Genomic DNA, 20,310 nt, shown 5'->3' with positions numbered 1-20,310 from the left:
GCTGCCTCCCGTAGGAGTTCGGGCCGTGTCTCAGTCCCGATGTGGCTGATCATCCTCTCAGACCAGCTACGGATCGTCGCCTTGGTGAGCCTTTACCTCACCAACCAGCTAATCCGACATAGGCTCATCCGATAGCGGGAGCCGGAGCCCCCTTTCTCCCGTAGGACGTATGCGGTATTAGCCTGGGTTTCCCCAGGTTATCCCCCACTATCGGGCAGATTCCTATGCATTACTCACCCGTCCGCCGCTCGTCAGCGGGGTGCAAGCACCCCCTGTTACCGCTCGACTTGCATGTGTTAGGCCTGCCGCCAGCGTTCAATCTGAGCCATGATCAAACTCTTCAGTTTAAGATCAATGCGATCCTTACTCGCCATCTCAGGACTAGCCGAAGACAACAAAAGCGGATCAAACTTGGCTCAAGGTTCAAACGAATTCACTGCGATACTCCGAAGAGTATCCTGGTGTTCGCTTGCCTTGATATTAGGTGATGATTCACCCTCATCGGCAAGCGCCCACATGAATTACCTGATCAAATTGTTAAAGAGCGATACTGCTGTCATCATTTCGCTGTGACTGGCTCGGTGACCTGAACCGTGCTGCCTCAGCAAGGAAGGCGTATTCTACGCATTCCGTGGTGTTTGTCAAGGGCTGTTTTCAGCGAGTGAAGTGAGCGATCAATCCAACCAGCAGATGACGCCAACTTCCTGACAAACCGAAGGTTTTTCAACCTTCTTTACCGCTGGTAACGCTTGGCGTCCCCGGCAGCGGATGCGTACTTTACGGATTCGCTGCCGGGTTGGCAAGGACTTTTGTAAAATAATTTCACGCCTTGCAGTCGCACACCTATATACCGTCTCTACTACCAGGCAGCACCGCCTGCTTTTACTCTTGCAACAGTGCCTGCTGAGCATTAGACACCAGCGACTGGGAGCCGAGTTCAGCAATGGTGCGCGCCCCGGTCAACGTCATGGCAACGCGCATTTCTTTTTCAAATAACTCGAGAAGATGGGTCACGCCAGCCTCTCCCGCTGTCGCCAGCGCATAGATGAATGCTCGGCCAATCAGCACCGTATCCGCTCCCATGGCAATCATTCTGACGACATCCAGGCCACTGCGCACGCCAGAGTCCGCCAGAATCGCCAGATCTCCTTTGACCGCATCTGCAATGGCGGGTAGCGCCCGAGCCGTGGACGGCACGCCGTCCAGCTGACGGCCGCCATGGTTGGATACCACGATACCATCTGCGCCAAATCGCACCGCATCCCGCGCATCTTCCGCATCAAGAATGCCCTTGATGATCATGGGCCCATCCCACTGCTCTCGAATCCACTCCAGATCTTTCCAAGAGATAGAAGGATCGAAGTTATCGCCCAGCCAGGCAATGTAATCCTCGAGCTCGGTTGGCTTGCCGCGATAGTCGGACACATTTCCCAGGTCATGGGGTCGGCCATTGACCCCAACGTCCCAGGCCCACAGGGGATGCAGTGCCGCTTGCAGAATACGCCGTGTTGGGCCGTGCTTGCCGCTCATGCCGGAGTGGGCATCACGATAACGCGCCCCAGGTACCGGCATATCCACGGTAAAAACGAGCGTCTTTACGCCCGCTTCCTTGGCACGATCCAGCACATGCTTCATGAACCCACGGTCTTTCAGCACGTAGAGCTGAAACCAGATGGGCCGGTCGACCGCTGCCGCCACTTCGGCAATCGGGCAAACCGAGACGGTCGACAGGGTAAAGGGCACCCCTTTCTTACTGGCCGCGCGGGCTGCCTGCACCTCGCCCCGCCGAGCATACATACCTGCCAGCCCTACCGGCGCCAGCGCCAGCGGCATCGCAAGCTTTTCACCAAACAGCTCGGTTTCCAGAGAAAGCGTGGACATGTCCTTCAGCACCCGCTGACGTAGCGCAACATCACGCAGGTCATCCACGTTGCGACGGAGGGTGTGCTCTGCGTACGACCCTCCATCCGCATAGTGAAAGAGGAAAGGGGGAAGGCGACGCTTGGCAGCCCGGCGATAGTCCGTGGAGGCAGAAATGATCATGGAGCACCCTATGGAGAGATTGCACTGTTGTTGTCACGTCAGCAAAAGCCATGCCTACATGCTCTTGCTTACCTACGACGCATGAGTATGCCAGCGCTCTAGCGTATTAATTGGTTTTACCAATTTACAAAAAAACAGAAACAACATTAGATAGGCCGATCTTGTGTGTCAAACACAAAACGTGCAATTAGCCCATGGCGCCCACCATACTTTAGTTCAAAGCGCTGCTTTCTTATTGGAATGACATGCTACGGACGCTTGAGCGGAACATTTAAATTGATTACTCTTGGTCTTACCAATTATTGGAGCTACTGTTCATGTCTTACCCGCCGCTCCGCCAACAGCGCCTTGCCGATGTGATTACCGAACGCCTTGAAGGTATGATTCTGGAAGGAAGCCTGAAACCCGGGCAGCGCTTGCCCCCTGAAAGAGAGCTGGCTGAGCGTTTTGGTGTTTCTCGCCCCTCCTTGCGAGAAGCCATTCAGAAATTGGCTGCCCGCGGATTACTGAGCAGTCGCCAAGGCGGCGGCACCTTTGTCAACGAGACGCTCAACAGCGGCTATACCGACCCCTTGCTGGAAATGCTTTCCCGCCACAAGGAATTTCACCTGGATCTGCTAGAGTTTCGCGATGCCATGGAGGGCATATCGGCCTACTATGCTGCACTGCGCTCGACACCCGCCGACAAAGCCGTGCTGATACAGCGCTTCGAGGAGCTGGACGGCGGTTTCGTCGGCGCTGACCCTGCACAGGAAGCCAAGCTGGACGCCGCGTTTCATTTGGCGATTGCCGAAGCAGCGCACAATGTCCTGCTCTTGCACACCATTCGCGGTATCTTCCATCTCCTGGAGCAGAGTATCGTGGATAATCTGGCACACCTGTTTGCCAAGCCAGACTCCCGCTCACAGTTGATGAAGCAGCACCGAGCGCTGCTCGATGCCATCCTGGAGGGCCGCGCAGAAGATGCCCGAGCCCGCGCTCACGAACACCTGGTGTATGTGGAGGAGGGGCTACTCGAAATGGCCCGTGCGGAGACCCGCGCTCAGCGCGCATTACGCCGTGCCCAGGGCACGCGCACCTCCGCATGAGCCGCTCTCCCGGCCCACGTTGGCGGCTTGCCTGGCTGCTGATCCTGCCGGTGGGGCTTGCGCTGTGCATGTGGCAGGCCGCCCAGCTAGCCCGCGAGCAGGCGCTTGCCAATCTGCGCGACGACGCTGAAAACGAGCTGCGCCTATCGGCAGCCAACTTGACGGGCTACCTATCCCGTTATGATTACCTGCCCCAAATGCTCTCTACCCGGGAAGGCATCCAGCGTTTCCTGGCCGCGCCTGAAGGTCAGGACCCCATGTCGCTGAACCTGCTATTGGACCGTTTTCGGTTTACGGCGGGCGTGTCGGACGTTTATCTGCTGGATCGCGATGCTTACACCATTGCTGCGAGCAACTGGCACCGACCCAACACGTTTATTGGCCATAACTACGCCTTTCGCAGTTATTACACCGATGCCATCGCCGGTGGGCAAGGGCGTTTTTACGGCTTGGGCACGCAGTCGCTGGAACGGGGATACTTCTTTTCTGCCCCCGTGTGGCTGGACGATACCTCACCCGACGCCACACCGGATGGCGTGCTGGTCATCAAGGTGCTGCTCGATGAGGTCGAAGAGAGCTGGGCACAGCAAGATGCGGAGCTGTTTGTCACGGACAGCGACTCGATCATTTTCATGGCCAGCCAACCCGAGCTGCGCATGAATGCGCTCTACCCCCTCAACGAAGCGCAGCGCGAAAGCCTGCGCGCAACGCGTCGCTATGCCATCGAGCCGCTCGACCCCTCCGGCATCGAGGTAGAAGCCTCCCATGGCCCCGGCAGCCACCTTGTCAGCTTTGCTCATGGGCCACTGCAGGGAGAACGCTACCTCAGCTTGACCCGGCCGCTACCCGAATTTGGCTGGCAAATGCATATTCTCAAACCGCTGAACTCGGTGGTCAGCGCCCAGTGGGTGGCCGCCTTGATGGCAGGAGGGCTCTATGGGGTCGTTGCACTGGGCGCTGGCATCGGCTGGCAACGGTTGCGGCTACGCCGGGAGCGGGAAGCCTTTGCCGAACGTGAACGACAGACTCTGGCGCGCGCGCGCGATGAGCTGGAAGCCAGCGTTGAGCGTCGAACACGCGACCTGTTGGCCACCAATCAACGCCTCTCCGATGAAATCGAAGAGCGTCGCCGGGCAGAAGCCAACCTACAGCAGACCCAAAACGAGCTGATCCAGGCCGCCAAGCTGGCCGTGTTGGGCCAACTGGCCGCAGGCATCAATCATGAGCTCAATCAGCCGCTGGCCGCTATTCGCGCCTATGCTGAAAACGCGCGCCGTTTCATCGAATTGACGCGCATCGAGCAAGCCGATGCCAATCTGGCGCAAATCGTCGAGCTGACCCAGCGCATGGCAGATATCAGTGCTCAGCTACGGCAATTTTCTCGCAAAAGCAGCGAGCGCCACGAAACCATTTCTGTCCAGGCCTGCATCGAGTACGCCCTGCGCCTGTTTCACAGCCGACTGCGCGATGGCAGTATCCAGGTGACGCCTCAATGGCCCGCCGAAACCCTGTGGGTAGAGGGAGACCTGGTGCGCCTGGAACAGGTCATCGTCAACCTGATTGGCAATGCCATCCAGGCGATGAAAGACGTCGCCCAGCCCACCCTTACGCTGCGGGCCGAGGCCACGTCTGACCAAGTGCGAATTCATGTCATCGACAACGGCCCCGGTATCGCCGAGCACCATGTGTCGCGGATCTTCGAGCCCTTTTTCACTACCAAGGCGCCGGGCAGCGGCCTGGGGCTAGGACTTTCCATCTCATCGCGTATCATGGAGGATCTGGGCGGCAAGCTACAGGCCACCAACCGGGCCGAGGGAGGCGCGTGTTTCACGATTTCCCTACCGCGCACCATCGTGTCGCCCCCAAGCGAGCAGCATAGAATAACGGAGAACAATAACCATGCATGAACCGTCGACACTGCCGGTCATGGTGATCGACGACGAGCCACATCTGCGTATCACCGCAAGCCAGACCCTAGAGCTGGCCGGCTACACCCCCTACTGCTTCGAATCCGCAGAGCAAGCCTTGGCGGCGCTGCCCGACGACTTCCCAGGCGTCATCGTCAGCGACATCCGCATGCCCGGCATGGATGGCATGGCCCTGCTGCATGAGCTTCACCATCGCGATGCCACCCTGCCGATCATACTGATCACTGGCCATGGCGACATCTCGACGGCGGTGGAAGCAATGCGCGCCGGTGCCTGGGATTTTCTGGAAAAGCCTTTTGCAGGCGATCAGCTACTGGACGTCGTGAGACGCGGCATCGAAAAGCGCCAGCTGAGTCTGGAAAACCTGCGCCTGAAAGCCGAGCTCGAAGTCCAGCACGCTGCGCTCGGGCCTCGCCTGGTAGGCCGCACGCCGGTCATTTCGCGCTTGGCGGCCATGATCCAGCGCATCAGCCAGGTAGAGGCCGATGTCTTGCTGTTTGGCGAAACCGGCACAGGGAAAGATCTGGTGGCCCGCGCGATCCATGAACGCAGCGCTCGTCGCAATAGCCCCTTCATGGCGATCAACTGCGGCGCCGTGCCGGAAAACACCATCGAATCAGAGCTGTTTGGGCACGAAAAAGGCGCTTTCACAGGGGCCGTGGAGCGGCGTATCGGCAAGTTCGAGCATGCCAACGGCGGCACGGTGTTTCTGGATGAGATCGAGTCCATGCCCATGGCACTGCAAGTCAAGCTGCTGCGCGTACTGCAGGAGCGCAGCGTCGAACGTCTGGGAGCCAATGAAGCCGTACCGCTCGATATTCGCGTGATTGCCGCCACCAAGGTAGATCTCAAAGTGGCGGCCGACGACGGGCTGTTTCGCGAAGACCTCTACTACCGTCTCAATGTGGTCACCCTGCCCCTGCCCGCCCTGCGCGAGCGGCGGGAAGACATCCCGCTCCTTTTTCAGCACTTTGCCGTGGTCGCCGCCAACCGTAGCGGGCTGGAAGCGCCAACGCTGGACAGCCCGGCCATTGCCGCCCTGCTGGCCCACGACTGGCCAGGCAACGTGCGCGAGCTGCGCAACCTTGCCGAACGTTACGTTTTGCTGGGTGCCGCGTTCGACTATCGGCTGGACGCCTTGCTGGAAGGTGTCGCCGCAGACACCCATGAACCCACGCTACCGCGCCAGGTAGAGCTGTTCGAAAAGAGCCTGATCAGCCAGTCACTGGCGCGTCACCACGGCCGCGTAACGGAAGTGTGTCGCCACCTGGGCATCCCGCGCAAGACGTTCTACGACAAGCTCAAAAAGCATGGCCTGAGCGCTGACGATTACCGCCACAGCAGTGACCCTTGACGCATCAGTTCCAGCAGCACTCCCCAGGGCGGCACCCAGGGCACCAGCACCAGCATGGCAATGAGCATCAAAAGATTAGAGAGAGGACGTCGGCTATCGCCCAGCTTGAGCGCCGTACCAAACGAGCGCTTCAGCCGCGCCCCCTCCAGATCGACACTGAACAGCTCATCCAGTCCCAGGTGGATGATAAACCCCACCAGTACCGCGGCACCGTGCGACCAGGCCAACCAGGCGGGCTGCGCTAGCAGATGGTAGCTGAGCGCCGCCGTCGCCAGGGCGCACAACCCCGCCGCCATCAACGAGTGCCAAATCCCTCGGTGTACGGTCAATCTGGAGAAGAGAATCGCGGCCAGGTAGCGCACTGAGAAATAGATACCGCCGCAGGCCACCAGCAGCAGTCCAGGCGTCAACCAGGGCTGCAGCATCAACACCCCCAATACCAGGGTAGGCACCGACAACAGATTGAAAATCAGACGGATAGAGCGGGAACGGTCTGCGTCTATGTCGGGCAGGATGCCACCGAAGGCCACCAGCGCAATGATCAGCAAGGATTGCGACGCGGGCCACCACTGCGCTTGCCAGCCCATATAGGCCATGAGCGTACCGCCTGCGGCGGCCACGGTAATGTGCGTGCGAAAGTTGGCCATGTCGTGGCACTCTGAAAAACTGGATAAATTACCAGATTATCGAAGACTACAACACGGCCTGATATAAAAAAAGCTGCCGTTTACCAAAGGTTTAGACTAACCACCTTGCTGCGCTAGAAACTCGTCCTTCAATTTGACGTAGTTGCCTGCCGTATAGGGGAAAAAGGCCCGCTCCTGCTCTTTCAAAGGCCGCAACGGCTTGGCAGGATTGCCCGCATATACATGGCCACTTTCCAGCCGTTTGCCCGGTGTCACCACCGCTCCCGCCGCAATGATCACCTCGTCCTCCACCACCGCGCCATCCATGACGATGGCGCCCATGCCCACCAGAATGCGGTTACCCAACGTGCAGCCGTGAAGAATGGCCTTGTGACCGATGGTGACATCGTCACCGATCGTCAAAGGAAAGCCCTCCGGGTTGAAATCGCTGGCGTGGGTGATATGCAGCACGCTGCCATCCTGCACGCTGGTGCGCGCCCCGATAGTGATCCTGTGCATATCGCCACGGATCACGCTCATGGGCCATACCGAGCAGTCGTCGCCCAGAGTGACGTTGCCGATCACGACACTGGCCGGGTCGATATAGACACGCTCGCCCAGCGTAGGGGAGTGTGCGTGAAACGCGCGTAAGGCATTGCTCATGAAGACTCTCCTGTTAGTGACACAAGAACCACTATAGCAATCCACCCAGCAGGACGATGAAGGTCAGCGGAATGGAGACCCAACGGACCAGACGTTGCCAAAGCAGGAAGCCTCGCTCACCCACGCCCAGGGTGTGCATCACCAAGGGCTGTGGCATTACCCAGGCCGCGAAGATAGCAATCAGCAATCCTCCCATGGGCAGGAAGATGTCCGGGGGGATACTGCTGACCAGCTCGAACACGTTGCGCCCAAACAGCGGTCTAAACTCCGCCAGGTGAGAAAAGGAGAAGGCCGACAGCAGCCCCAGCAGCCAGACACTGATCGCCACGACAGCCGTAGAAACGCTGCGCCGCCAGCCAAGGCCCTGCAGCGTGGCCACCATGGGCTCCGCCAGATTGATGGCTGACGTCCACGTCGCCAGCAGCAGCAGCAAAAAGAACACGCTCAGCCACAGGGAGCCCCAGGGCAACTCAGAGAAGGCAATGGGTAGGGTCACGAACATCAACCCCGGCCCGTCCGCCGGGTCCATCCCCTGGGCAAACACTACCGAAAAGATCGCAATACCCGCCAGCAGCGCCACGCTGATATCCAGCACGGCTACCGCACAAGCGGCTTTCGGCAGGCTCTGTTCATCCGGCATATAGGCCCCGTAGGCCATCAACGCACACGCCCCTACGGCCAGGGTGAAAAAAGCGTGTCCCATGGCATGCAGCACCACCGACGCGGTGACGTTTTCGAAAGACGGCATGAACAGCCAGTGCAGCGCCGCCCCAAAGCCGCTGGTGGTCATGGCGTAGAGGGCTAATAGCACCAACAGGCCATAGAGCACCGGCATCAAGAGATTATTGAGCCGCTCCAGGCCTTTCGCGACGCCAGCCGCCACCACCGTCATGGTCATGAACAGGAACAGTGAATGGTTGAAAATCAGCAAGCCTGGGTTGGCCAGAAAGGCGTCAAAGCCAGCGCCGATCTCGGCGGCACTGGCCCCGTCAAAGTTGCCATTGATGGAGGCCACCAGAAACTCGATCGACCAGCCAGACACCACGGAATAAAACGACAGAATGCAAAACACCGTCAGCGCGCCGAACAGCCCCAGCCAGCGCCAGTGGGGCGAGGCACCCGCCTGTGTGGCCAGTACGCCCAGTGACTGCATGGGGCCTCGACGGCCAGCGCGGCCAATGAGTATTTCCGCCATCATCACGGGCAGGCCCAGCAACAGGACAAACGCCACGTAAATCAGCAAGAAGGCCGCCCCGCCGTTTTCCCCGGCCACATAGGGAAAACGCCAAATATTGCCAAGCCCTACCGCGGCACCGGTCACCGCGAGAATAAAGGCACGCTTCGACCCCCAACGCTCCAGCGTTTCACTCATCTTCTGCTCCTGCCTTGGTGGCACTCGATTCGACGTATCAAAAGGCGGCAAGACTAGCAGGCGCATGCCTCCAGGCCAATGCCGCCATTGAAACTGACCTCGGCTGCCCGCACTGTGTCATTATCCACGGACGCTTTTCGCGCCCGCATGAACCAACCTGCCGCCATCGAGGTGCCTATGTCCCGCAACCCATTGCTAGAGAGCCATGAGCTCCCCCCTTTCGCCGACATTCGCGCCGAACACGTGGTGCCCGCGGTAGAACAACTGCTCGATGAGGGTCGCGACGCCATCGAGCGCCTTGCCCAACAAGCCGCTCATCAACCGCCTACCTGGGACAACTTTGCCGCGCCCATGGAAGCCGTTAACGACCGCCTGTCTCAGGCCTGGTCGCCGGTGTTACACCTCAACAGCACCATGAACAGCCCGGAACTGCGTGACGCCTATCAGGCCTGCTTGGAGAAGCTGTCGGCCTTTGGCACCTGGGTGGGCCAACATGAAGGGCTCTTCAAGGGCTGGCAGGCGCTCAAGGAAGGCTCCGCTTGGCATGACCTGAGCACCGCCCAACGGCGCACCGTTGATAACGCGCTGCGCGACTTCCGCTTGGCGGGCGTGGACCTGCCAGCCGACAAGAAGGCTCGTTACGGCGACATTCAAGCGCGTCTCTCCACGCTGTCCAATCAGTTTTCCAACCATGTGCTGGATGCCACACAGGCATGGCACAAGGACATCACTGACCCTACGCTGCTGGCAGGCGTGCCGGAAAGCGCTCTGGAAACGCTGAAAGCACTGGCAGAGGCCAAAGGCGCAGAGGGTTACCGCATTACGCTCGACTTTCCCAGCTTCTTTCCGATCGTCAGCTATGCCGATAACCGCGAACTGCGCGAGGAAGTGTATACCGCCTTTGTGACGCGCGCCTCAAACCAGGGCCCTAAGGCAGGCCAGTTTGATAACGCCCCCATTCTGGAAGAGACGCTGGCCCTGCGCCAGGAGCTGGCCCGCCTGCTCGGCTTCGATACTTACGCCGACTACTCGCTGGTCACCAAGATGGCCGACTCCCCCCCCCAGGTACTCGACTTTCTCGATGACCTGGCCCAGCGTGCCAAGCCGCAAGCCCAGCAGGAGTTTGCCGAGCTCAGCGCCTATGCCCGTGATGAGCTTGGGCTCGACACGCTGCAGCCATGGGATGTCGCCTATGCCAGTGAAAAGCTGCGCGTGGCTCGCCATGACCTCTCCCAGGAGCAGCTACGCCCCTACTTTCCTGCCCCCCATGTGGTCAACGGGCTGTTTCAGGTCATCGAGCGCCTCTACAACGTACAAGTAGCGGAAGATGCCAGCGTGGCCAGCTACCATGACGATGTGCGGTTTTTCAGAATTACCGAGCAAGGCAAACCGATTGCGGGTTTCTACCTCGACCTTTACGCCCGGGAGGGCAAGCGTGGAGGCGCCTGGATGGCAGACTGCCGGGTACGCCGCCAGACAGAACACGGCCTGCAACTACCGGTCGCCTTCCTGACCTGTAATTTCACCGCCCCGGTGGGCGGCAAACCTGCCTTGCTGACCCACGACGAAGTCACAACGCTGTTCCACGAGTTCGGCCACGGCTTGCACCACATGCTGACCAAGCAGGACATCGCCGATGTTTCCGGCATCAACGGCGTGGCCTGGGACGCGGTCGAACTGCCTAGCCAGTTCATGGAGAACTACTGCTGGGAAAAAGAGGGGCTAGCGCTACTGTCCAGACACGTGGATACCGGCGAACCGCTCCCCGATGCACTGTTCGAGCGCCTCCAGGCGGCTAAAAACTTCCAGTCCGCCATGGGCATGTTGCGCCAGATAGAGTTTTCACTCTTCGACATGCGCCTGCACCATGAATTGGAAGCTCCCAGCGCCAACGACGTACAAGGCCTGCTGGACGACGTACGCCGCCACACCTCAGTGGTTCCCGTGGTGCCCTTCAATCGCTTCCAGAACAGCTTTAGCCACATCTTTGCCGGTGGCTATGCGGCGGGTTACTACAGCTACAAGTGGGCCGAAGTGCTCTCCGCCGACGCCTGGAGCGCCTTCGAAGAAGCGGGTATTTTTGACCCTGCTACCGGTCAGCGCTTCAAGGAAGAGATCCTTGAACAGGGCGGCGCCCGCGATGCTGCCGAGCTGTTCGTCGCGTTTCGTGGTCGCGAGCCCAGTGTGGCACCGCTGCTGCGCCACAGCGGTATCCGCGCTGCCTAATCCACTCTTAATCTCTACGCGGCAGCTCTGCTGCCGCGTCTCGGGAGTCCTGTCATGTCGAGTATCAAACGCTTTATTGCCGGGGTTACATGCCCCCGCTGCGCCGCCATGGACCGTATTCGCGCCTGGGAGCAGCATGGCATTCGCTACCGTGAATGCGTCAACTGTGATTTCTTCGAGCAGCTGCCGATCGAGGATGACACATCGCCGGAGCTGGTGACTCGAGTCAATCAGGTGCGCGATGAGCAAAAAGTACAGGATGTACAGCCAGTGCGTATCCTGGATCCCGGCAAGCCGAAGTAGCGACGCCTGGGAGTCGTCTTTCTCGCCAAAATGTGCGGAAAACCGCACGCTATTTCCATGAATCCGTGCGTAAAGCCATCCATAAAGCGTCGAGCGCCTTTCAACCAAAGTTGAATAAGATATCCATAAGCGATTGTATTCAAATAAAAACAAAGCCATTGGCACGACAATCGCTCTACATAAGCTGCTTATTAGAACGAGCACTGGCCATACTCTCGATATGCCAGACGATAATCCCAATAACAGCTTAGGAAATCTCGCCATGCGTAATATGATGCCCAAGTCTCTTGCCCTGCTGGCTGGCGGCGCGCTGGTCGCTGCGACCACCGCCCATGCGGAAGTTGATCGTGACGGCTGGCCCTCCAGCTTTACCGTAGGTACTGCCAGCCAGGGCGGCACCTTCTACATCTACGGTTCTGGCTGGGCGAACCTGCTGGCCGACCAGTTGGGCGGCATTACCGGCGGTGGTGAAGTCACCGGTGGTCCGACGCAGAACCTGGCACTGGTTCACGCGGGTGAGCTGGCCTTCGGCCTGACCACACTGGGCCCTGCAGATGACGCCATGAACGGTCGTAGCCCGCTGGCACCGGGTGTCGTCATGGATAACGCCTGTGCCCTGTTCCCGATGTACGAGACGCCATTCTCCATCACCGCACTGGCCAGCACCGGCATTACCTCCGTTTCCGAGATTCCGGACGGCTCGCGCATTGGTTTTGGCCCCGCAGGCTCTACTTCTGACGTTTACTTCCCCGCCATCCTCGAAGAGCTGGGCGTCAATTTCGAGCGCCGTAACGGCGGCTGGTCTGACCTGGGCGGCCAGTTGCAGGATGGACTGCTGGACGTCGTTGCCTTTGCAGCGGGCGTACCGATCCCGGCCGTCAGCCAGTTGGAAGTTCAAACTGACGTCAACATCATCGAGTTCACCGAAGAAGAGCAGGCCACCATTGTCGACGCCTTCCCGGTTTCTGAGTTCATGATTCCGGCCAGCACCTACGAAACGCTGGAAGAAGATGCTCGCGCCGTTTCCATGTGGAACTTCGCCATTGCCGGCTGTGATCTGCCCGACAGCCTGGTGTATGAAGTCACGCGCATCACCATGGAAAACAACGACCGCATGGTATCCATCCACCGCAGTGCTGAAGAGAGCATTCCCGAGAACGTCAAGTACAACACGGTCATGCCTTTCCACCCCGGTGCTGCCCGCTGGTTCAACGAAAACGGCTATGAGATTGCCGACGACATGATTCGCCAGTAAGCGCGAATATGCCAGCACAAGAGCCGACTCTTTACAGGGTCGGCTCTTGTCGCTCTGGCCATGAATAAGCACTTCCTGAATTACCCAAGCACCTTCGCTGACGATCCATCCCAAGGGTAACCTCCATGAGCAACAACACCGGCAGCCCCAACCCGGCTGCACCCGCTAGCGACCCCGTTGAGCAACAGGACGCCAAGGCCATACTCGCCGAAGGTGTCGACGAAGAGGTCGTCGAGTCAAACCGTCGTCTGTTTACCGGCTGGCAGTGGATGCTTTTCGCCGGCGTTGCCATCGCCTACTCGCTGTTTCACCTGATCACGCTGAACGTCCTGCCCATGGAAACATGGACCTACCGGATCATTCACGTGGCAGGCGCCCTGATTCTTGGCTTCGGCCTGTTCACTGGTGCGCGCTTTGCCAGTGACGCCAGCGATGAGTCGCCCAAGTGGCTGACACTGCTGGGAGCCGCGCTGCTACTGCCCGCAGGCTACGCACTGGTGCAAGCCTTCCTGATGTGGCAAGCCCTTTCCGGGGGCGCCATGCGTATCGACCCACAGGTGGAAACCTGGCACTTCGGCTACCCGATGCTGCTCGCCACCGTAGGGGCGATCCTGCTGTCCTGGTTCTATCGCCAGCAGCGCTCCAAATTCTCCATGCCTGACCTGGTGCTGATGATCGTCGCACTGGCCAGCGCGGGTTATCTGATTACGATTTATAATACGCCGCTGCGTATGTCCACGGGCACCTCCTTCGCCCCGGTTGGCATTACCTATGCTGCCATGGCCGGTTCGCTGCTGATTCTGGAGCTGACCCGCCGCGTGGCAGGTAACGCGCTGGTCGTCATTTCTGCCATTTTTCTGGCCTATGTGTTTGGCGGCCCTTACCTGCCAGGCTTCCTGAGTTACCCGGGCCTGTCGGTCAACCGCTTCTTCAGCCAGCTCTACACCGATATCGGGGTGCTCGGGCAAACGACGGCGGTCTCCTCCACTTACATCATTCTGTTCATTATTTTTGCAGCGTTCCTGCAAGCCTCGAAAGTGGGCGACTACTTCGTCAACTTCGCCTTTGCCGCTGCAGGGCGCTCGCGGGGCGGTCCGGCCAAGGTGTCGATTTTCGCTTCTGGCCTGATGGGCATGATCAACGGCACCTCCGCAGGCAACGTGGTCTCCACCGGCTCTCTGACCATTCCGTTGATGAAAAAGGTAGGTTATCCGGGCCGTAGCGCAGGGGCGATCGAAGCCGCTGCTTCCACCGGCGGCCAGATCATGCCCCCGATCATGGGTGCGGGTGCCTTCATCATGGCGGAAATCACCGGCATCCCCTATCGCGAGATTGCCGTTGCCGCGCTGATTCCGGCCGCCCTGTACTTCCTGTCGGTCTATTTCATGGTCGACCTGGAAGCTGCGAAGAAAGGCATGCGCGGTATGCGCAAGGATGAAATCCCGCAGTTCCGCAAACTGGCCCGTCACGCGTACCTGTTTGCGCCGATCATCATCCTGATCTATGCTCTGTTCATGGGGTACTCGGTCATCCGTGCGGGCACCCTGGCCACGGCTGCGGCTGCCGTGGTGAGCTGGATTTCACCCAACAAGATGGGCATTCGTGAAATTCTCAAGGCCCTGCAGCTTGCAGGCACCATGTCGATCCAGATCATCGCCGTGTGTGCCTGTGCAGGCCTGATCGTGGGCGTCATTTCCCTGACCGGCGTGGGCGCACGTTTCTCGTCGCTGCTGCTGGGCATGGCGGGCGTGAGCCAACTGTTGGCCCTGTTCTTCGCCATGTGTATCTCGATTCTGCTGGGGATGGGCATGCCCACCACGGCGGCCTATGCCGTGGCGGCTTCCGTCGTGGCGCCTGGCCTGATCAACATCGGCATTCAGCCGCTGATTGCGCACTTCTTCGTCTTCTACTTCGCCGTCATGTCGGCGATCACCCCGCCAGTGGCACTGGCCTCTTATGCCGCTGCCGGTATTTCCGGCGATAACGCCATGCAAACCTCCATTACCTCGTTCAAGGTAGGGTTGGCGGCCTTTATCGTACCGTTCATGTTCTTCTATAGCCCGGCCATGCTGATGGAAGGCACACCGATGCAGATCGTTCGCGTCGCCATTACGGCGTCGATCGGTATCTTCATGCTGTCGGCCACGGTACAAGCATGGTTCTTTGGCTCGATCCAGGCATGGCAGCGTTTGGTGCTGATGATCGGCGCGCTGTTCCTGATCTACGGCGGTATCTTCACCGACATTGCCGGACTGGGTATCGGCGCCGCCATGTTCCTGATGCAGCGCAAGCTGCACGGGCCGAAACCGGCCCCCACCGCAGCCTGACAGGCTATCAACGCAGGCCGACTCCCAGGAGTCGGCCTTTTTGTCAGCGCACGCCTAGTGCAAACCACCCACCCGCCACCAGCATCGATAGCAGCGTCACCGGAATACCCGCCTTGGCAAAGGTAAGAAAGCCAAGGTGAACGCCCTGCCGCCTGGCCCCCTCTGCCACGATCAGATTCACCACGCTGCCAATCAGCAGCAAATTACCTGCCAACGTCGACATGACCGCCAGCATGACCAGCGTGGCCTCGGGCAGTTGCGGGAACAGCCCCAGTAGCAAGATCACAAAAGGTACGTTACCGATCACGTTGCTGGCCACCAGCGATATCCCGGCCATGTGCCATGGGTCATCCGGCACACCTCCCGACCCCAGCCACTGGTTGACCAACACCCCCGCCTCCGGCAAGGAAGCGACACTGCCGGTGACAATGAAGAGCCCCATGAACAGCAGCAACAGGTTCCAGTCCACCGCCTGCACATATCGGTGGCTGGCGACTTGGCGCGACATCATCAATACCAGCGCTACCGCGAGCGCCGACCATTCGCGAGGCAGCGGGGTCGAGAACAGGACCAGCAGCGCCATGGCTGCCAGCAGCGGTTTATAACGCAGGCTTTCCTGGGACACGCTCAGCGGCACAGGCGCCGCCCCTGGCTCGTTCAACACCCAGCGGTGACGCCACATGCCCCAGATGACGGCGTAGGTGATGCCCAGTGCGGCAACGGCGGGGACCAGCGCCTGCAGGCTGTAGGCCCAAAAATCGAGCCCGCCGACCTGCCCAATGAGAATGTTCTGCGGATTACCGATCAGGCTGGCAGCCGAGCCTGCGTTACACGACAGCGCCAGCGCCAATAAATAGGGGCGAGGATCCAGGCCACGAGCCAACAGCGCCTGACAGAGCAGCGGCGTCATCGCAAAGGCCACGATGTCATTGACCAGCAGTGCCGACAGCACACCACCCAGCAGCACGACGCCCAGCAACAGGACGCTGGGACGCTCGGCGTGGCGCATGATCAGCGCAGACAAACGCCCGTAGACGCCGGAAAAGCCGAACTGTGCCGATACCAGCATCAGCGCCAGCAGCAACACTAGGGCACCTACATCGATATGCTGACCAACGTCCGCTAGGCTCACGGTGCCGGTCAGCAGTAGTACACAGGCTGCAGAGAGCGCTATCCAGGCACGGTCCACCTGCAAACCGGGCAGCCGGCCCACGGCCATTCCCACATAGGTCACTGCGAACATGGCAGCTATCAGCCACATCGTTTCCTGCTCCCGTCACGGTTCAATGAGCAGGCATCATACGGTGGTTAGCCATGCCTTGCCCACTCTCCAAGCCGGGCCTTCCACGCGCGGCGCCTGTCGCACCCCCATCAAAAAAACCGACCTGCGCCAGAGGACGCAGGTCGGTTCTCATGGATCACATCGGCAACAGGTCAGGTGAGATTATCGACGATCTTCATGACCGGCGCGGCCTGATTGAGCGTATAGAAGTGCAGCCCCGGCGCGCCACCATCCAGCAGGCGCTCGCACAGGCGCGTCACCACCTCGGTGCCAAAGGCCGCGATAGCCTCGCTGTCATCGCCATAGGCTTCCAGCTGCTTGCGAATCCAGCGGGGGATTTCGGCACCGCAGGCATCGGAAAAGCGCGCCAGCTTGGTGTAGTTGGTGATGGGCATGATGCCGGGAATGATCGGCTGCTCGACACCCAGCGCCCGCGCTTTGTCCACGAAGTGGAAGTAGGCGTCGGCGGTGAAGAAGTACTGGGTAATCGCCATATTGGCGCCCGCGTTCATCTTGCGGGCAAAGTTTTCCACATCCTTGTCGAGGCTGGGAGCCTGTGGATGAGATTCTGGATAGGCCGCCACGGCGATATCGAAGTGATCACCGGTTTCGGCACGGATGAACTCGACCAGCTCGTTGGCGTAGCGCAGCTCGCCGATACTGCCCATGCCGGACGGCATATCGCCACGTAGCGCCACCAGGCTATCCACGCCTTCCGACTGATACTGGGCCAGCAGGTCACGTAGTTGGGCTTTCTCGCTGCCGATACAGGAAAGGTGCGGGGCGGTGGTAATACCGCTCTCACTCACGGTACGCACGATATCGCGGGTACGCGCCTGCGTGGACCCGCCAGCCCCGTAGGTCACCGAGAAGAAACGAGGGTTACATGCGGCCAGCTCATCGCGCACGTGAATCAGCTTCTCCCGGCCGGCATCGGTATTGGGCGGAAAAAACTCGAAGCTGATACCTAACGGATGTTCCTGGCTGCTCATGGTGTATCCTCGCAGTACAACAAAGTGATCATTATGTGAGGTATTCTCGCTGCTTACCCGCGTGGCGGCTAATGAAAGATTTCACGCACGATCTTCAATTCGGCTCATGTTGTTCGGCAGACAAAATTCAAGGAGGAGAAATGGATTTAGCACCCGCGACGTTGATGGGGCCACTGTTGATGCTGCTGGGCTATGTCGGGTTAGGGTTCCTTGCGGCCCAGCGGCTCAAGATCGACCCCCGCCCGATTGCCACGCTGCTGGTCTATCTCATTGCTCCCCTGACGATTTTCCGCGCGCTGATGAACGGCGGCCCCACGGCAGCCTATCTGACCCTGTCGCTGGCCATGTTTCTGCTGGTCAGCGCCATGGCGCTGCTGGTACATCGCTTGACCCGCCATCGCTTCGGCCCCCAGGAGGGTGCTCTGCTGGCCTTTTCCTCCGGCACCGGCAACACCGGCTATTTCGGCCTGCCCGTGGCGCTGATCTTGCTGCCGCCGGAGGGCGTCACGCTGTACCTGTTCTGCATGCTGGGGATCAACCTGTATGAATTTACCGTGGGCTTTTACCTGAGCGCGCGAGGGCACTTCTCGGTGCGCCAGAGTCTGATCAAGATTGCCCGCCTGCCGCTGGTCTATGCCTTCCTGCTGGCCCTGCTGCTCAGCTCGCTGGGTGTAGTGCTCCCCGAGCCAATGATGAACTCGCTGGCCGTCTTTCCCGCCACGTACACCCTGCTGGGCATGATGATCATTGGCATGACGCTGAGCCAGGTGACGCTGGCCGCCTGGGATACGCGCTTCGTGGCAGCCTGCGTGGGGCTGCGCTACGTTCTGTGGCCACTGGTCATGGTCGGTGCCGTGCTGGTGCTGCAACAGCTGACGCCGCTGGCACCGGAGCTGGCCATGGCGCTGCTGTTGCTGGGGGTGGTACCGATGGCCTCCAATGTGGTGGTCGTGGCCATGGAGCTGGGCATTCAGCCCCAAAAAGGCGCCTTGGCCGTGTTGACCACGACGCTATTGGCGCCACTGCTGATCCCGTTCTATCTGGGGTTGATGCTCTACCTGGCCGGGCTGGCCTAGAAGCCCTCCACACCCGCCTGCTGAAGCTGACGTGCCATCCGCTGGATCTCGGGATGGCCAAAGAACGCCACCAGCGCTTCGGCTCGGACGGGGCCCACCCCAGGCTGGTCCTGCCACTCGGCGCGGGAGAGTCCTTCCAGCGTTGCCCACTCCCCCTGCTCGGCGCTGCCGCCCGGCGGTACGCCCAGCGCACGTAACCAGGCGGCATAGGGCGCCTGCCGTGCCGCCGCAAACTGTGCCGCCAGCGAGGCGGCCGTGGCGGGGCCAATACCATGGGCCTGTTGCAGCTGCGCCTCCGACAGCGCCAGCCAGCCCAGCAGCTCCGTCACGACCCCGGCACGCATCAAGGCCTGCCAAGTGCCTTCGCCGATGCCACGCATACCTAGCTGATTCCCCAGATAGGTCAGGCGTGCCAATAGCTGGGCATCACAATCGGGGGTCAGCGTCAGGCAACTCAGCAGGTCATAACGCGCTGGCGATGGCACGCTGAGCGGCGCCCGCTCAGCACTCTGCCAGACTACGCTGGTGACTTGAGGAATCGTCAGTCCTGCCAGCGTCACGGCCACATGGTCTCCTGGGCGAACATCCCAGGCCTGCCACTGCTCCAGCGACCCTAGCGATACACGACGAATGCTGCGCCCTTCCAGGCTCACGGGATACAGCCATAGCACGGGCGTCACTCGCCCAGTGCGCCCCACCCGAAATTCGATACCACGCACCTGGGCCAGCGCTTGCTGCGCGGGGTATTTCCAGGCGATGGCCCACTCCGGCGGCGACGCCGACCAGTGACGAATGCCAGGGCGTTCGGCCTGCTTGAGCACCACGCCATCGGTAGCGAAGGGCAGCGGCTCGTTGAACCAGCGCTCGCGCCATTCGGCCGCTTGCTGATGGCCCGCAACCGGGTGCGTGTACTCGGCCGTATCGAACCCCAGTGCCGTCAGTCGCGCCAGCCGCTCCGCCATCTCGGTAGGCCCATCGGGCCAATCCCACACGAACAAGCCTACGCGGGAAAGCGTCGCCTCACTGGGTGCCTGCTGCGCCATGGCCCCGGCCACCGCACCGCGCGCGCCAACCTCGGGAGCTTGCGACTGGATATGCCGATCAAGCTGCCAATAGAGCTCGCCCTGAAACACCGCCGATAGCGGCTCGGGTAGCGAAGCAGGCACATCGGGCAGTTGCCGAACGCGCTCGGTCCAGTTCTGGCCGCGCTCCCCATCGCCGCGGCTGACCGCTTCGACCAATTCCCCTTGCCGATAGCGCAAAGTCACCGCTACACCGTCCACCTTGGGCTGTATCCATAGCCCTTGGCGACGGCTGGTAAAACGCCGCACTCCGGCCTCGTCGGCCTTGTGGAGCCCGGTTTGCGGAGCCGCGTGAGTCACCGTGCCATCGCTACGGGTGGATCGGGTCAGGGGACGGTGGGGCGTGGTGTCGTCCAGACAGGTTTGCCAATGCGCCAGCCTCGCCAGCGCCTGATCGTAAAGCTCATCGGCAATCAGCGACTCACCCGCGTCATGGTAGGCACGGTCCCACAGCGCGATATGCTCGGCCAGCGTCTGGCGCTCTTGAACAAGGCGCTCCTGTGGCCATGCCGGGCACTCCTCGGCCTGCGCCGTCAGCGCCAGAGCGCACAGGCCACTCAGCCACCCTGCTCTGAATATCCACCGCCACCCCATCGCCGCCCCCTGATGATCAGCAAAACCATCGGTGCCTGCACCACCGCGCCTGAACCACCGTACTAATGTTAACTTAACTCAAACTGGACGTGATGCAAC

Annotated in this window: 15 protein-coding genes and 1 rRNA gene; 8 read left to right on the top strand and 8 right to left on the bottom strand. The window is 60.4% G+C overall.

Annotated elements, in window-relative coordinates; translation table 11 throughout:
* Together IE061_RS17690 and lldD are read right to left on the bottom strand one after the other, a co-directional pair.
* Positions 1-347: ribosomal RNA gene (locus IE061_RS17690) — 16S ribosomal RNA — on the bottom strand; the annotation flags it as partial.
* Positions 348-882: 535 nt separating this feature from the next.
* A complete protein-coding gene (lldD, locus tag IE061_RS17685) occupies positions 883-2,043 on the bottom strand; it encodes an FMN-dependent L-lactate dehydrogenase LldD (protein ID WP_193462199.1) in 1,161 nt (386 codons plus the stop codon).
* A gap of 317 nt (positions 2,044-2,360) precedes the next feature.
* Between lldD and IE061_RS17680 the strand changes: the two genes are divergently transcribed.
* The 3 genes from IE061_RS17680 to IE061_RS17670 are packed head-to-tail and all read left to right on the top strand — an operon-like array spanning position 2,361 to position 6,413.
* Positions 2,361-3,131, top strand: coding sequence for a GntR family transcriptional regulator (locus IE061_RS17680; RefSeq protein ID WP_081137930.1), 771 nt, complete (start codon positions 2,361-2,363; stop codon positions 3,129-3,131).
* Positions 3,128-5,038 (top strand): sensor histidine kinase, encoded by a 1,911-nt coding sequence (locus IE061_RS17675; RefSeq protein ID WP_193462198.1) that lies wholly within the window; start codon positions 3,128-3,130, stop codon positions 5,036-5,038. Before IE061_RS17680 ends, IE061_RS17675 begins: the two co-directional genes overlap by 4 nt.
* On the top strand, positions 5,031-6,413 hold the full coding sequence (locus IE061_RS17670) for a sigma-54-dependent transcriptional regulator (RefSeq protein ID WP_016915674.1): 1,383 nt from the start codon (positions 5,031-5,033) through the stop codon (positions 6,411-6,413). Before IE061_RS17675 ends, IE061_RS17670 begins: the two co-directional genes overlap by 8 nt.
* On the opposite strand, the gene IE061_RS17665 is transcribed toward IE061_RS17670, so the two are convergent.
* The 3 genes from IE061_RS17665 to IE061_RS17655 all read right to left on the bottom strand — a co-directional run bounded on the left by IE061_RS17665 (position 6,389) and on the right by IE061_RS17655 (position 9,074).
* Entirely contained in the window at positions 6,389-7,060 is a 672-nt protein-coding gene (locus IE061_RS17665; protein WP_081137927.1) for a metal-dependent hydrolase, read from the bottom strand. The two genes, IE061_RS17670 and IE061_RS17665, sit on opposite strands and share 25 nt — an antisense overlap.
* 96 nt (positions 7,061-7,156) lie before the next feature.
* The gene (locus IE061_RS17660) at positions 7,157-7,702 is read right to left on the bottom strand and encodes a gamma carbonic anhydrase family protein (RefSeq protein WP_193462197.1); all 546 of its coding nucleotides are present in this window, start codon (positions 7,700-7,702) and stop codon (positions 7,157-7,159) included.
* 31 nt (positions 7,703-7,733) lie between these two features.
* Complete coding sequence (locus tag IE061_RS17655) at positions 7,734-9,074, bottom strand: sodium-dependent transporter (protein WP_193462196.1); 1,341 nt, start codon at positions 9,072-9,074, stop codon at positions 7,734-7,736.
* Between the two features lie 177 nt (positions 9,075-9,251).
* On the opposite strand from IE061_RS17655, the gene prlC reads away from it, so the two are divergent.
* From prlC to IE061_RS17635, 4 genes are all read left to right on the top strand, one after another.
* Positions 9,252-11,300, top strand: a complete 2,049-nt coding sequence (gene prlC, locus IE061_RS17650; RefSeq protein WP_193462195.1) for an oligopeptidase A — start codon at positions 9,252-9,254, stop codon at positions 11,298-11,300.
* A 54-nt stretch (positions 11,301-11,354) separates the two neighbouring features.
* Positions 11,355-11,603 carry a YheV family putative zinc ribbon protein gene (locus IE061_RS17645; protein WP_016915669.1) on the top strand — a complete coding sequence of 83 codons (249 nt, stop codon included), beginning with the start codon at positions 11,355-11,357 and terminating at the stop codon, positions 11,601-11,603.
* Between the two features lie 262 nt (positions 11,604-11,865).
* A complete protein-coding gene (locus tag IE061_RS17640) occupies positions 11,866-12,858 on the top strand; it encodes a TAXI family TRAP transporter solute-binding subunit (RefSeq protein ID WP_193462194.1) in 993 nt (330 codons plus the stop codon).
* 125 nt (positions 12,859-12,983) lie between these two features.
* Positions 12,984-15,185 carry a TRAP transporter permease gene (locus IE061_RS17635; RefSeq protein ID WP_193462193.1) on the top strand — a complete coding sequence of 734 codons (2,202 nt, stop codon included), beginning with the start codon at positions 12,984-12,986 and terminating at the stop codon, positions 15,183-15,185.
* Between the two features lie 43 nt (positions 15,186-15,228).
* Here IE061_RS17635 and IE061_RS17630 read toward each other — a convergent pair whose 3' ends face one another.
* Together IE061_RS17630 and metF are read right to left on the bottom strand one after the other, a co-directional pair.
* The gene (locus IE061_RS17630; protein ID WP_193462192.1) at positions 15,229-16,446 is read right to left on the bottom strand and encodes an SLC13 family permease; all 1,218 of its coding nucleotides are present in this window, start codon (positions 16,444-16,446) and stop codon (positions 15,229-15,231) included.
* Positions 16,447-16,619: 173 nt separating this feature from the next.
* Positions 16,620-17,459: a methylenetetrahydrofolate reductase [NAD(P)H] gene (gene metF / locus IE061_RS17625; RefSeq protein ID WP_016915665.1), complete on the bottom strand. Its 840-nt coding sequence runs from the start codon at positions 17,457-17,459 to the stop codon at positions 16,620-16,622.
* Between the two features lie 140 nt (positions 17,460-17,599).
* Between metF and IE061_RS17620 the strand changes: the two genes are divergently transcribed.
* Positions 17,600-18,535 (top strand): AEC family transporter, encoded by a 936-nt coding sequence (locus tag IE061_RS17620; RefSeq protein WP_193462191.1) that lies wholly within the window; start codon positions 17,600-17,602, stop codon positions 18,533-18,535.
* Here IE061_RS17620 and ligB read toward each other — a convergent pair.
* A complete protein-coding gene (ligB, locus tag IE061_RS17615; protein WP_193462190.1) occupies positions 18,532-20,211 on the bottom strand; it encodes an NAD-dependent DNA ligase LigB in 1,680 nt (559 codons plus the stop codon). The genes IE061_RS17620 and ligB overlap by 4 nt on opposite strands.
* Positions 20,212-20,310: the final 99 nt, after the last annotated feature.

It is taken from the genome of Vreelandella hamiltonii, assembly GCF_014651795.1.
GTDB lineage: Bacteria > Pseudomonadota > Gammaproteobacteria > Pseudomonadales > Halomonadaceae > Vreelandella > Vreelandella hamiltonii.
This window is presented reverse-complemented; position numbering and strand designations above follow the sequence as displayed.